The sequence below is a fragment of the Flaviaestuariibacter amylovorans genome, assembly GCF_039541815.1.
Taxonomy (GTDB): Bacteria; Bacteroidota; Bacteroidia; order Chitinophagales; family Chitinophagaceae; genus Flavisolibacter; species Flavisolibacter amylovorans.
On record NZ_BAABGY010000008.1, the window covers coordinates 293,752 to 308,252 of the forward strand.

Sequence of the window (14,501 nt, forward strand, 5' to 3'; positions counted from 1 at the left end):
GGAGCTGGCTATTTGGACGGAAAAAGGGATGCGGGAAGCAGGGTGCCCAACTGACGCCGGTAATTGACGACCAGCACCAAAGCGCTCAGGAGCACCAGCACCGCGTAGGCGAACAGCTGGCCGCCGTCTCCCTGCACGGAAATGCCGAGGACCAGCAGGTGGCTCAGTATAGCGCCGCCCATTATTCCCAGTGCGAGGAGCGCTCCCCAGGCCGTGGTGCGCGGCCAGAGCATGAGCACGGAAGCCACCAGCTCAAAAACACCGGAGGCGATCCGGCCCCAGGGCTCAACACCCAGTTTCGAGAAGATGTAGACCGACTCTTCCGCGGCGCTGAATTTGAAAAACAGGGTTTGCAGGAGCAGCACCGAAGCAATGGCCTTGCACATGAAATTGACGATGTTTTTTGTTCGGACCGTCATAACTATTTTTTTGTAGAGACGGAAGCATCCGGGTTTCCTTACAGCACAACCGAAAATCAGGAAGGAAAAATGTCCCGCGCAAGTGATGGACGCTGCAGCGGAGCATCGGGGCCGCTCGTGGGCGCTGTAAGGAAATGTGGTTTGTATCGTCCCTGGTCATTCAGGAAGGCGGAGCCCTTGTCCCCTTCGATTCCATCACTTCCTATTCAATACATGTCATGAGAACATCGATCTTACTACTGATCCTGTCTTGCGTACTGATTTCCTGCAAGCGGCGCGAAGCCCTTCCCCCGCAGGTGGAGGCCTTCGACGTCACCTATGCGGTCACCTTCACCGGTAAGTGGGCATCGCCGCGGTTCGGCGTACCGGCGGGTGTGCATTTCACTGAGCTCGTGGGCGCGGTGCATGCCCCCGATACTTTGTTATGGGAAGCCGGCGCCCCGGCAAGCCGCGCCGTGCAGCTGGTGGCCGAGGACGGTGTTTCCACGGAGCTGCTGCAGCAGGTTGACGCGCTCCTGGCTTCCGGAAGCGCGCGGCAGGCAATCAACCGCCCCGCTCCGCCGCCCGACGGCCCTGACTCCTTCCAGCTTCGCCTCAGCCGCAAGCACTCCGCGGTTTCGGTGATCACGATGTTGGCGCCGACGCCCGACTGGTTTACCGGCATCTCCGCTTTCCCGCTTTATCGCGGGCACCGCTGGGTTCGGGACACCACGCTGTTTCTTTTCGCCTACGATGCCGGCACCAAGGAGGGAAATGCGTTCAGCTACGATTTTCCGCCGACAGTTCCAAGGGGTACCGTGCAACAGCATACCGTTTCCAGCGCAACGCCCCTGGCGGGAGGAAACGCGGTGCTTCATCCGATCGCGGAATTGCGCTTCCAGCTTCAATAGCGGCGCTGCCTATTGCTTTGCAGGAGGCACGTGCGGCCAGTCGTCGGTGCGGAACGAAGAAGCCGGCAGCCCGTGGGTATCGAACAGGGAGGCGGTGGTCCAGCTCCGGAACGCATAGCGCACGGCCACGGGGGCCTTGACGCTGTCGCTCCATACCGTGACCCCGGGGAGTTGGCCTTTTACCTCCGGGTTGATGGTGGCAGTGGCCGGGTAGAACACCTTGTCCTCACCGGCGATCTCGAACTCGGCCAGCGGCTTGCCATAGTTGTGCAGGCCCAGGCTGGCGTTTTCGAACCGGACGATCATCCGGCCGTTGGCCGTTTTCTCCATCGACTTATACACGGGACCGCTGAAAGCGATACCGGTCATATTGTAATCCTTCGTCAGCGCCCAGTAGGCCAGCCGTTGTCCTACCTGCTCTTTGGGGGCAGGGTGGATCGACTTTTCCTCGCCGAGGTCGAGGGTGACGGCCATGCCGGTGCGCGGTACCGACTGCATACATTTCAACTGGGCCTCGCGCAGGTAGGGGGCTGTAGTAGTGCCCGGGTATCCGAAGGGCGCGATCTGGGCGTAGTATACCGGGAAGTCGCCCTGCTGCCATTGCTTGCGCCACAGGCCGACCATGCGGCTGAACATCGCCTCGTATTCGTAATGATTCTCGCGGTTGGCCTCGCCCTGGTACCAGAGTGCGCCTTTGATGGTGTAGCCGGCGTAGGGATGGATCATCGCGTTGTACAGCAGGGTGGGGATGCGGTGCGGGTTGGCCTTCGGGATCGTGTCGGGGATGGGTTTGATGGTGAAGCCGCTCAGCGATTCCTTGTCCATCCAGGCCTCGATCGGGCTGCCGCCCCAGGAGGTATGGATGATACCGATGGGCACGCCCAGTTGCGCGTGCACCGTCCGGGCAAAATAATACGCCACGGCGCTGAACTTGCCGGTGGTGGCCGGGCTTGCCAGCTGCCAGTCGCCCTTCATCTCCGTTGTGGGGGTGAGGCTGGTGGCACGCGCCTGCGTGTACATGCGGATCTGTTCGTTCTTCGAGTTGAGGATGGTTTCATTGCTGCCGATCACGGGCTGGTTGTAATACCCGTTCAGGGTCATGCCCATGTTGGATTGCCCCGAGCAAAGCCATACTTCGCCGAGGAGCACATTCTTTACGGTCAGGGGGGTGCTGCCGGTCACCGATAGGGTTTGGGGGCCGCCACCGGCCGCAGGAGTCGGCAGCTTCAGCCGCCACTGACCGGCCGCATCGGAGGTGGTCTTTGCTTCCTTGCCCCAGCTTCCTTTTACCACCACCCGGGTGTTCGGCTTGTCGGTGCCCCAGATCGTTACCTGGCTTTGCTGTTGCAGGACCATGTTGTCGCTGAATATCGACGGCAGCTGGGTCTGGCTGAAGGCAAGGTGCGTTGCGAGCACCAGCAGGCTGGCTAAAAAGACATGTTTTTTCAAGGCAGGGCGCGTCATGGTAACTTGTTTTGAAGTGGTAAAAAGGAAGACGCTGGCGGCAGCAGTGGATACAGGGCAAGCAGCTTCCCGGACCGGGGCGTTGTTTTGCAAAACCCGCCGGAACGGCCCGGTAAATATAAAATCCGATGCAGCTTGCCGGAAGTGGGCGCCGTGTCGAAAAAGAGGTTGAAACAGGTCATCTGCCGGTGCGCCACCGTTGCGGGCTCCTGTAATAGCTGTTTGAGTTATTCGCGATGTTGCTTTGCCAGCCGTGCCAGCACGGCATGCGGGGCTATCGCCCCTTTACACCCCAAAGCTTCGGGGGGCACAACGACACTGCCGCACGACGAAACAAGAACAATCAAGACGGTTTCCTCGTCGCGCCTCCCGAAGCTTCGGGAGCGACGTTGCGCGCAGCGGCCGCTTGCGGCCGACCGCCCGTTCCGGGTGATCAAGTAGCTTAACCAGTTTTTTAGAGGCTGTTTGAATTAATGTACTTTCCCAGAAGCTCGGAAATGTCGGCCGCAAGCGGCCTTGGCACGCCCCCGAAGCTTCGGGGGACGCAACGACGCGGCGACGCAATGCAAGGAGAAATCTGTACCACATTTCCGCTTCGCGGCGCCGCCGCGCGAAACAGGCCGCTTGCGGCCTTGCCGGCCTATTAATTAATTCAAACAGCCTATTAGTGTTCCGGACAGCGATGGTGGCCAGGGGCGCATAAAGAAGGCCCCCTGGAAAGGGGGCCTTGTCATGATTGCTTACTGTAGAAACACTGCAGCTCTTATTGAATGATCACTTTGCGGATCGTTCGTTCTTGTCCTTGCTGGATGTTGACGAGGTACAGGCCTTTGCCGAGGCCGCTCGTCAGCCGGAGCTCCACCCGGTTGCCCTCGCTGAACCGCTGGGTAAGGAGTGTTCGTCCATTCATGTCGGTCAGGTGCACCAGTACCGCTCCCGGGTTGCGCGACAGGCCGTTCAGCACAATGGTGCAGGGGCTTCCCGCGGTTGCCGGGTTGGGATACACGACCACCGCTTCCGCTTCGGTACCGGCAGGCTTCGTCTCCACCACCGACCGCGCCAGGGCAGCTGCCGCCGGTGCCGGCTGCGTGGTAACGGGTGCCTGCTCTTTGATCACGATCTTATCCAGGTAGATACCGTCGGCGCCGGAGGTGCGCAGCTCAATGGTGTTGGTGCCCTGTACCAGCGTCAGGGGGATCGTTTTTACAGCCGGTGTGCCGCCTTCAGCACAAAGGTTGCCCGAGGGGGCAAGCGGGTGCACGACGAAGGGGCCGCCATTCACCGACACGCGCAGGTTGCGGGCAAACCGGGCGATGTACGAGATGTCGACGTCGTAGGTCCTCTCTTCTTCCGACACCAGGTTCTTGTACCGGACGCCGTTGGCGGAGCTCGCCCCGAGGTTCACGAGGCCCAGGTTGGAGGCCGCGGCGCAGCCGACGATCGTGCTTCCACCCACCAGCTCGTTGTGTTCGGCCTCGAGGTTCACGTTGGCGAGCGGGGCCTTTACCAGTTTGATCTTATCGATGAAGGGCGCATTGGGGAGCGAGCCCGAAATCGTTGCCCCCCATGGCTTGATATCAATGTTATTCAGGCCACGATTCAGGTTGACCACCACTTCGTAAACGCCGGGGAAGCCCCGCGTTGGATTGCCTGCATCGACATAGCACCAGTTGCCGGACGAAGTGGCGATCTGGCGGGTCAGGGTTGCGCCATTGACCACTACTTTAAAGCTCCTGCTGTCTTTGCTCATGTACGACACTCTCAGTACATACGTGCCGGCATTGCTGGCCACAATCCTGTCAAAACGTACGCCATTGGAGGCTGCCGTGAACAGGTTCACCTGCTGACCATTGGAAGAATTGACACAGTTCACAGCGGTAACGGATCCAAGGAATGTTGCCGTCTCGGCTTCGAATTCGAGCTGGTCGTTCAGCACCAGCACGTTCGGGTCGGTGGTTTCCGGAAGTACGCCCGTGGTGGCCACGGCAATGCGGTCAACCGCTACGATACCGCTGCCCATGGCAATTTTTACGGTGTGCGTACCGGCAGCCAGGAAGTAGGTGAGTGCCCGGTCTTCGCTGCCGTAGCTGAAGTAGAATTTCTTCCAGTACCATTCGAAGCCGGGGTTGCCCAGGCGGTTCCATTTCCGGAAGGGCTGGTCGTCTACCGAAATCCAAAGGCTGCTTTCGCCGTTGCCCCTGGCCTGGATCTTCGCCCAGATATCGTATTCGGCCGTAGTGGGAACGGATACCGAGAAGCTGATGACCTCATTGGTGCCCGCGGGAGGCTGCTGTCCGCTGCCCTGGCTGCTGAGGTAGGCGCCGCCGCCGGCGTTGGGCGATGTGCCGCCGCTCCACGACGAGCCGTACGCCGCCACTTCGGCTTCATAGAAACCAGCATGCTTCGTGCTGTCGATACCATACGTTACCGACGAAGGCTGGCAGTAGCCGGAATCTTGTTTCAGCGCGTCGAGGTTTTCGCTGCCGTTGCTGATCGCAACCTGATCGAGCTGGAAGTTCGTGTTCGGGAACTCGATGGTCAGCCGGTGCAGGCCGGGGCCGAGGTCGTAATACCGCGGTATCTGGTGCCAGATGAAGGTGCTGCTGCTCAGGGGGGTGATGAGTTCCATGGTTTTGCCATCCATGCCGATCCGGACGGTGCCGGTTCCGACCGATGAGGAACGGAGGTAAACCCGGTAGGTGCCCGCTTCTGTCAGCTCAAACTCGTAATGTACCCGCCTGGCCAGGGGCGTCACACCGGCCTGGCTGTTGTCGCCCCGGAGGTAAAGCTCGTTGGAGGCGGCATTGATGGACAGCACTTTCCACTGATTGCCGATATACTGGCCGCACTCGGCTTCAAAGGCTTTCGTGTTCAACACCGGCGCCGTATAGGGCTGGTCGAGGCCATCGAGGTTGTTGGGGCACACATAGGTGGCGTTGGGCATGGAAGGAGAGGACGCCTGCGCATACACCTGGCCGATATTGGTGATCACACCGTTGACGAAATAATCGGCATTATCGGAAAGCGGCTGGAAGTACGCATAGCGCTCCACGTAGGGAAGGCTCTCCAGGTAGGGGAGGGCGAGTGCCAGGAAGCCTTCCTGTGTGGCGTTGGGCCGGTAGTCGTTGGCGTTGAACTCCGTGATCCAGATCGGCAGCTTGTATTGGTTGTACACGTTCTGCAGGTACGACTTGAAGCGGATGAAGATCTGCTGCGGCGTGGCGTTGACGTTGCTCTGCGGGTTGCTGCCCCAGTCGTACCAGTGCACGGCCACGAAGTCGAAGCGCACGTCCTTTTCCTTGGCAATGCGGTTGAATTCCTTCAGCCAGCCCGTGGGTCCTTCCTCGCGGGGTGCCGGGGAGCCGAGGCGCAGGCCCGTGCCCATCAGGTTCTCGAAATAAGCGACGGCTACCGAGGGCTCGCACAGGTTGTTGTATTGGCCCGACTGGTCGTTGCAGTTGTCCGACTCGTTGAAGCCCAGGAGGTGGGTCGATTTTTTCTTGGCGATCATGTTCCGAATGGAGCCGGGGAAGGCCCCGCTGGCGCCCCAGGCCATCGGCACATATTCGAAGTTGGGTGTAGAAGTACTGTTGTTGTTCCAGTTGTACAGCCATCCGGCGTTGAGGTTGTTGATGCGGCCGCCGGTGCCTTTCTTGGTCGACCAGTTCCAGGGCAACACGCGGATGAAGCTGACGTTGCCGGCCAGCGCTACGTCCAGCGTATTCACCGTGAGGTCCTGTTCCGAAGCGATGTATACCCGGCTCTTGCTGGTGCCGTTGGCATTGACGGCGAGGGTGGCCATATAGCCTCTCTTGAGGATGAAGGAGCGGGTGGCGTTATCCATTCCGTTGGGGATGCCCGTGCCGCTGTAGATGAGCTCTTCGGAAAGTGCGGCCGGCGTGCCTTGCGTGCCGGCGCCGCTGAAGATGGTGGCAGCGGCGAAGGAAGGGGAGATCGGCCGTACGACGGCGCCCGTGCTGTAGTAGTCGTTGATGCGGAAGCTGCTGTCTTGTGTGCCAGTGCCGTGGTTCACCCGGATGTTGCCCACGAGCGGCTGCAGCGTTCTTGGATTGTCCTGGTGAAAGTAGACCCAGGAGGCCGCGTCGAGGAAGTTGAGGGTGAGCGAGGGCGACATGGCTCCCTGCCGCAGGTGCACGGTGCTTTCGTCCATCAGGGAGAGCACGCCGCTGCTGACGGTGCCGCCGGTCACTTCGAGCCGGGCGCCGTTGAGGGTGATGCCTTTCTGGGCGCAGGCGAAGAGCACCTCGCCGTTGGCCACTACGGAGCCTGAGTCGATAAAGAGGTTGAGCCGGATGGGTGCGCCCGGGTTCAGCGTGTTGGGCCTCGGGTACCGGTCGCGGGCGGGGTCGGGCGCTACGGTGCAGATCTGGTAGAGGAGGGGGCTGCCCGGAAAGCAGGTGGGGCGGCCGGGCCCGCCGGAAGGATGCTCATGGGTGATGCGCCAGTTCTTTTCATTAAAGAAGTCGTTGTTCTCCTCGCCGGTCCAGTATAAATACCGGGAGGTGGTATCGCAGGGTTCGTCGCTTGTCTGCGCAAACGCAGGCAGGGCGTAGCTAGCGAGGATCATCAGTAAGATTGTGGGAAAGATCTTTCGGGTGAGGCAAATAGCAGGCATGGCGTGTGGTTTTGAGTGGCCTAAAGCTATTTGCCCCTGCGCACATCCGCTGGGCGCAAACGGGTCAATAAAAAGGCCTCTGGTTCTATTTCGGTGCGAATGTGCGGGCAGGGGGATGCGCCGACGGACCTGCTCCGGACAGAGGCGCGCCAGCAGTCTTTGTTGCAGCAGTATGCCGACCTCGTGCCGATGGAGCAGGAGCAAGTCATTATCGGGCAAAGGCAGGTGCCCCATCCGCATCCGGCAAGGCAAACACCTGACCCACCGGAAACGGATCGTGCCATAGCCCGGATACCTCTTTCTGTTATCAAGCAATCGTTGCCGGGGCCCCTTTTCTAAGGGGCTTCTTGTTGCGGGCCCTGGCCAGGCACCGGCCTCCGAGGCAGGCGTTCGCAGACGGGTGCAGGCCGTGCAGCCATAGGCTCCACTGTTTTGACCTGTTTCCACCCCTAATGCGAACAATAGCGGTGGACGTTTGAAATTAGATTTATACCGACGGCCGATGCCCGCCCGGGCCTTTCCGCGTTCGGGAAGATCCCCGGCGGCTGTACCGACCAATCAAACCTTTTCAAACACCTGTTCAACCCTGATCATGTTTATGGACCGCACCCGGAAAAAAACCTGCCTGCTGCTGCCCGCTTTGCTCTGCTTCCTTTCCCTGGCTGCCCAGAAAAAAGAAGAGCCCGACCGAAAGCTATGGCTGCACTACATGGACCGGATCGCCCGCCCGGTACTGGCCAACCTTGCGGCGGGTACCTTGAAGGAGAAGATGCCGGTGGTGCTCCCGGCAAACGTGGATAACGCGGCCAGCCGCACCCGGGCATCTTACCTCGAAGCATTTGGTCGCACACTGAGCGGCATCGCTCCCTGGCTCAACGGGGAGGGGGGAAGCCCGGAAGAGCAGGCCCTGCGCGAACAATACCGGGCATGGGCTATTAAGGCGGTTGCCCGGGCGGTGGATACTTCATCGAAAGATTACCTGGCCTGGAGCGGCGGGCAGCCCCTGGTGGACGCCTCTTTCTTTGCCCTCGGGCTCGTTCGTTGTCCCTGGCTGTGGAACCACCTCGCCGACAGCACCCGTGCACAGGTGGTGGTGGCCTTGCGGCGAACGCGCGGCACGGTGCCGGTCTATTCGAACTGGATCCTGTTCAGCAGCATGATCGAAGCTTTCTTCTGCAAGTATGGCTATGAGTACGACAAAGTACGCATCGAGTTCGGCATCCGCGAATTCGCGCAGCACTGGTACGTGGGCGACGGCATGTTTTCGGATGGGATGAATTTCGCCTTCGACTACTACAACAGCTATGTGATCCAGCCCTACCTGGTCAATATCCTGGCCGCTCTTGAAGACAAGGGAGCGACCTATGCCTGGTTTGCGCCCCAGCTGGAAAAGATCACCCGCCGGTATGCCGAGCTGCAGGAGCGGATGATCAGCGCCGACGGATCGTTCCCGGTGACCGGCCGTTCGATTACCTACCGGGGCGGTGCGTTTCATCACCTCGCCGATATGAGCCTGCGCAAAAAGCTGCCGGCATCGCTTTCTCCGGCACAGGTCCGGTGCGCACTCACAGCGGTATTGAAAAAAACCATGGCAGCATCGCAAACGTTTACCGCCGAAGGCTGGCTCAACATCGGACTTTCCGGCAGGCAGCCCGACCTGGCGGAGCGGTATATCAACACCGGCAGCGTCTACCTGTGCATGAATCTCTTTCTGCCGCTGGGGCTGCCCGAGACCGATGAATTCTGGGCTTCCCCGGCCAGGCCCTGGACGGCGATAAAGGCCTGGAGCGGCGAGCAGCTTCCGGCGGATCATGCGCTGGACCTGCACTAGGCGGCTCGTTCATCCTAGATCTCAAAATATCCGGATCCGCATCCGGCAAGGCGACATCACGGCACCCACCGGAAACTGATGATTCAAAAGGTCGAATTCCCGGAAAAGAGCGGTGCCTGTGCCATTGAAAGCAGGGGGAGGTTTTATGTAAAGGCACAAAAGAGCTACGCCAACGGGGAGGGGGGGTACGATCAACGGCCTATTTTTGGCCGATCCGGATGCAAGGGTGTGGATGGATTCGATAGCGATCGTGCTGGATTGTTTTTTGGATCGGCGTGCGGATCGCGATCGTCGGATCTTGCCCCGAGAAACGCAACCGGGCGCGGCCTGGGTGCTCATCGGGATCGCGGGCTAACCCGGTGCCGGTATCCGGGAACTGACCGGCGGCTACCTCATCGGGCTTATCAGGTGGACGCTTTTACTGTGCACTGTTCCCCGTTGCGGTGCACTGCCGCTGCAGGTTCATCTTTTGGTCGCGTAGCTGCCTTTGCATCAGATACATATCGAAAAGCTGGTTTGTCCAATTTTCAGGTAAGAATTTATTAAGTAGCTTTAACACAGATTCGCTGTTCAACTTCCGGAAAATATTATACTTGTGTACTTCAACTGTTTTAATCGACACGCCCATGATGCCTCCTATTTCCTTAGCTGAATATCCACGAAAGGAGAAAAGAAGCACTCTCAGCTCCTGGCGCGTCAATTCGCCAAGGTCCGTTTCCTGCAAGTTGAACTCGGTATTTTGGTTTGGTTTTTTCATTGACAGGCTACTACAAAGAAATTGTTCAATGGCGTACCTATCCGCTTACCGGCGAATATTTTTCCGAAAGGGGATTTTTTCGCCCTGATCATTGCTTTTTTGTGCACGCACGCTTCGATTTCGGCTTTGCATCCGCAGGCAGAAGCCTGATTAACGGGATAAGAACACCACACCATACGATCTAACCTGGCATTTGAATCTGATTGAACAAATTCCAGTAAATACTATTGACCTATGGCGAAAACATCCGATGCTATTAAGGTGGTTCATGTTGAGGATAACGCGATTGACCGGGCTAATATGGCCAGGCTGATCGAAAATTCCGACTCGTTTGTCCTGGTACGGCAGTTCGACAACTGTGCAGATGCCCTTAGCTATATCGAGGCAACACCCCCCGACCTTGTCATTTTCGATATTCATTTTGAAGAAGGCACTTCCCTTCCGTTCGCCAAAAAGGTAATGGAAATGGATCTGCCGTTCGCGTTCGTTTCCAGCCATGACCAGTTTGCGCTTCAATCCTACGATCTGGGGGGTATTCACTATATCGTGAAGCCCATCACCTCCGAACAGCTGGAGGCGATCGGGCGCAGGGTGCAGCAGGTAAAGCAGGTCGATCCTGTAGAGCGTGTGCTGAGCAACATCAAGGATGCCCTGCACCGCCCGAGCCGCATCATCGTCAATGCGCAGAACCGGATCACGGTGCTGCAGCTTGCCGACGTGGTTTATGTACAGGCCGATGGCGCCTACAGCAGCTTTTACCTGTTGAACGGCGATGTGGTGGTGAGCAGCAAGCCGACCAATCATTACGAAGAGGATATCCTTAAGAACGATGATTTTATACGCGTTCACCGGAAGTATATCATCAACCAGCGGCACCTCCTGAACATCGAGAAAAAGCGGCTGAATGCCGTTTTCAATTTTTCCAACGGCCTGCACATCACCCTGAACAAATTCCGGCGGGAGGATTTGCTGTAGCCGGCCGCACCGGGAGCATATACTCCCGTCTTTGAGCCACCTGTTCTCTGCAACCTGAGCTTTTGATAATCCAGCCGATGGGGCGTACGACACTGCTTCTCTTTTTTCTGACGGTAGCGAATCTGTTCGCTTCCCGCCTCTCTGCGCAGCAGGTGATCCGGGACGGCATTTCCATCCGGGATTATGGCACCCAGGAGGGCTTGCTGAACCGCGACGTGACCGGGCTGGTCTTCGATAAGCGGGGAGTGGGTTGGTTGTTGAACAGTACCGGTCTGCACCTGTTCGACGGCAAGCGGTTTTACGAGGCTGCGCCACTGCTGGGGGCCGACTCCGGGCTGCTCACAAAACCCGGGAATGTGCTCCATTACGTATCGAAGGAGGATGCGTTGTACGTGCTGACGCATTGGAAGGGAAATCTGGAAGTAACGCGGGTACCGCTGGCGGATATTTTTTCGGGCAATACAAGCGCGCCGGCGCGGATCCTGTTTTCAGCGCCCGGCATTATCTATGGTCGTCCGGTGTTCACAGACAGCAGCATGCTGGCGATCCAGGGCGGGCGGTTGCTGCTGCTGCGCTTTCGCAACGGACGGATCGTTACGGTCGCGCGCAGCGCCTGGTCGGGGCAGCACCATGTTTTTGCCGCCCCCCACGCAGGTGTCTTGGTAACCGGTGATCCGCAGCATATACTCTATCGGGCCGACACCACTAGGCCTGGCTTCCCGTTGTCCCGGATGGATACCCTGACCGATCCCCAATACAATTTATTGATGATAGACAGTGGGCGGGTGCGGACCGCCGCAGGCGCATACGAACGGCCCCTTGTTGCAGACAGAACCATCAGGTTGGACAAAAGCGTGTTTGAAGCGATCAAAGACATCCATTTAACGGTGAGCGGAATGACGCGGGACGCAGCGGGCAACTACTATTTCTACGGTTCTTTAGGGGTGCGTCGCTGTGTCCGGTTCGGAAACCTGTTCCGGACCATTTCCCTGCCCTATGAAACCCGCGCCATCACGTACCGTCCGGACACCGATCAGGGGATACTGGCTACGGCGGAGGGGATGCACCGGTTCCACCTGAACGGCGTTCTCGCGGCTGCGCGCATCGACTCGGCCAGTCGCAACCATTACTGGGCTGCAGCCGGCGTAAAGGACGGAAGACAGTTGTTCTTTCCCCTGGACACCGAGCGTCCCGCCGTGGTATTCGATGCATCCGGCAGCCGGTTCGGCTATTACCCGATCGACCGGCGCATGCAGGTGTTTTGTGCCCATGGGCCGCTGCAGGACGGCAGTTACCTGTTGGGGACCAACCAGGGATTGATGCGGGCGCGCCTGACCCGGAACGGTATCGAAACGCAGGCACTCGACATCAACCTGAGGTCTTCCATCAACGCGATCTGCCCCACCGGCGACGGCCGCTACCTGCTGGCGACGGTAGACGGTCTTTATCTCGTCCATCCCGATAGCCCTGCCGCACAGCTATTGCTCGCCGGTGACGTTCTGTGTATCGAATCTTATCCCCAGGGCTGGATGGTCGGCTTCCGGCACCGGGGTGCCCGTATCCTCAACCGGCAGTTGCAGCCAGTGAGATCATTGACCTATTCAGGGGGGCTCCCGGGCAACACCGTGTACAGCATCGTTTTCGACAAGGTGAACGAGCTCTTTTTCGTGGGTACCTCTGACGGGCTGGTAGCCTACGATCCGCTCGCTGGAATACTGCGCAACTATACCGTAGCCGACGGGCTTGCCGACAACGAGCTGAACCGGGGCAGCACCCTCCAGCTTGCTGGTGACAGTCTTATTATTTTCGGAACGATCAAGGGGATCAGCGCGATGGATGTGCGGCTGCCCTTCAATATTCGGCGAACGCGTACCGGTCCCTTTGTATGGGGCTTTGAGTACCAGGCACAGGGAAAGGGAGCTGTCTTTTCCTTGTCGCGCAACGAGGCGCTTTACGGGCAGCCCCTGCCCCACAATACCAACTGGATGCGCCTGAAGATCGTGGACCTGGACTTCGAAAACCATCCGTACTCCGTAGCCTACCGCCTTGATGAGGGTGAATGGCACTACCAGCCTGCCGACAGGGAGCTCACGATCTGGCGTCCTGAGGCCGGTACGCACCAGATCGAACTCCGGTTTCTTTACGCGCGCAACGGGGCGTCGGAGATCACCCGCTATCATTTTGAAGTAAAGCAGGTGTGGTACCTGACCACTCCGGCGTTGGTTGGACTCCTGGTGCTGGTGCTGTCGCTGAGCTACCTGATTGCCTGGTTGCGGATCCGGGTGTTGAAGATCAAGGCACTTGCCCAGATCAACCGGAACCGCCAATTGTTGTTTTCCATCATCGCGCACGACCTGCGCAGTCCCCTGAAATCGTACCAGGATCTTGCGGAGACCATCAACTACCTGATGCAGAAGCAGGATCTTCAGACGCTTCAGGAAGTAAGCCGGCAGATCAACGACAACGGGCGAAAACTCGACCTGGTGCTGAACAACCTGCTGAATTGGAGTCTCCTGGAGCAGAAAGGACTAACACCGCATTTTGAGGACGTCGATGTGCGCGCCATCGTCGATGGGCTTCTTCCCCTCTACGCAACGGCAGCGGAACGAAAGAGCATTCCGATCGAAAGCATGATTGACGTGCCCGCCCTCTTGCCGGCAGACGCCAACCTGATCTCCCTGATCCTGCGCAACCTGTTGGACAATGCCGTGAAGAACAGTCCGGCCGGCTGCCCGGTGGCCGTGGCCGTTTCGTTCACCGACGGGCAGCTGCAGCTGTTGGTGCGGAACGCGATCCGGGTGGAGAACCTTGCGGCCATTACCGAGGTGATCGGCCAGCTTCAACGGGGCGAAGGCGACGTAGGGCGGGGGATCGGGCTCAATTTCATTCGCCAGGCGACGAGGATCCTGAACGGAACCCTGCGCTTCCGCCTCATCGCCGGCGATACGCAACTGGAAGCCCGGGTTCTTATTCCGGCCAAGCCCGAAAACGGTATTTGAGGCAATTGCCTGGTCGTCAAGGCCGCTGGCGGCCAGTTTAGCGCGGCGGCGCAGCGAGAGGCGGCGCAGCGAAGCGGCGACATACTGAAAATTCCTCATTGCTTTTCCTCGTCGCGCCGTCGCGTCGCTGCGCTCCCGAAGCTTCGGGGGCGTGCCGAGGCCGCTTGCGGCCGATCATTTCAGAGCCTTCAGCAAAACCTATTCGTTCAAACAACTGCTCAACGCTTCCGGACCCGGATCAGCACCCATTCGTGATCATACTTCCGGCCGTAAACCCGAACACTTGCGAAATAACTCCTGAAAAATCATGTTTCAGACCCCGGTAGTCGCTTTTTGAAAACAAAACGTGCAGTACTTTCTGCGGGTAAGCCTTAATTCAGAACTTTACCGGTACCAATACCTATACTTCGCGGCCTCACTTTACACGAGAGGTCCGGCGATGTCCGAAAAAGCAAGCCCCCTTTCCCAACAAACCGATCGTTTCGACGCGAGATCTTGCTATTGATTCGTCAGCATTTCCAGGACTCGTC

General features: G+C 58.8%; 8 protein-coding genes. 4 read left to right on the forward strand and 4 right to left on the reverse strand.

The genetic code is table 11. From position 1 onward, the window contains the following. Positions 1 to 8: 8 nt before the first annotated feature. A complete protein-coding gene (locus tag ABD937_RS14925; RefSeq protein WP_345256556.1) occupies positions 9 to 419 on the reverse strand; it encodes a DoxX family protein in 411 nt (136 codons plus the stop codon). 218 nt (positions 420 to 637) lie between these two features. Here ABD937_RS14925 and ABD937_RS14930 point away from each other — a divergent pair, with 218 nt between their 5' ends. Beyond that, a complete protein-coding gene (locus tag ABD937_RS14930) occupies positions 638 to 1,309 on the forward strand; it encodes a spondin domain-containing protein (RefSeq protein ID WP_345256557.1) in 672 nt (223 codons plus the stop codon). Positions 1,310 to 1,318: 9 nt separating this feature from the next. Here ABD937_RS14930 and ABD937_RS14935 read toward each other — a convergent pair whose 3' ends face one another. Both ABD937_RS14935 and ABD937_RS14940 read right to left on the reverse strand, forming a co-directional pair. After that, positions 1,319 to 2,773: a sialate O-acetylesterase gene (locus ABD937_RS14935; RefSeq protein WP_345256558.1), complete on the reverse strand. Its 1,455-nt coding sequence runs from the start codon at positions 2,771 to 2,773 to the stop codon at positions 1,319 to 1,321. A gap of 763 nt (positions 2,774 to 3,536) precedes the next feature. Then, positions 3,537 to 7,361 carry a glycosyl hydrolase gene (locus tag ABD937_RS14940; RefSeq protein ID WP_345256559.1) on the reverse strand — a complete coding sequence of 1,275 codons (3,825 nt, stop codon included), beginning with the start codon at positions 7,359 to 7,361 and terminating at the stop codon, positions 3,537 to 3,539. A 646-nt stretch (positions 7,362 to 8,007) separates the two neighbouring features. Here ABD937_RS14940 and ABD937_RS14945 point away from each other — a divergent pair. Then, entirely contained in the window at positions 8,008 to 9,240 is a 1,233-nt protein-coding gene (locus tag ABD937_RS14945; protein ID WP_345256560.1) for a DUF2264 domain-containing protein, read from the forward strand. A gap of 418 nt (positions 9,241 to 9,658) precedes the next feature. On the opposite strand, the gene ABD937_RS14950 is transcribed toward ABD937_RS14945, so the two are convergent. Then, entirely contained in the window at positions 9,659 to 9,997 is a 339-nt protein-coding gene (locus ABD937_RS14950; RefSeq protein WP_345256561.1) for a helix-turn-helix transcriptional regulator, read from the reverse strand. Between the two features lie 234 nt (positions 9,998 to 10,231). Between ABD937_RS14950 and ABD937_RS14955 the strand changes: the two genes are divergently transcribed. Together ABD937_RS14955 and ABD937_RS14960 are read left to right on the forward strand one after the other, a co-directional pair. Beyond that, on the forward strand, positions 10,232 to 10,972 hold the full coding sequence (locus ABD937_RS14955; protein ID WP_345256562.1) for a LytR/AlgR family response regulator transcription factor: 741 nt from the start codon (positions 10,232 to 10,234) through the stop codon (positions 10,970 to 10,972). Between the two features lie 200 nt (positions 10,973 to 11,172). Then, positions 11,173 to 13,971 carry a sensor histidine kinase gene (locus tag ABD937_RS14960; protein ID WP_345256563.1) on the forward strand — a complete coding sequence of 933 codons (2,799 nt, stop codon included), beginning with the start codon at positions 11,173 to 11,175 and terminating at the stop codon, positions 13,969 to 13,971. Positions 13,972 to 14,501: the final 530 nt, after the last annotated feature.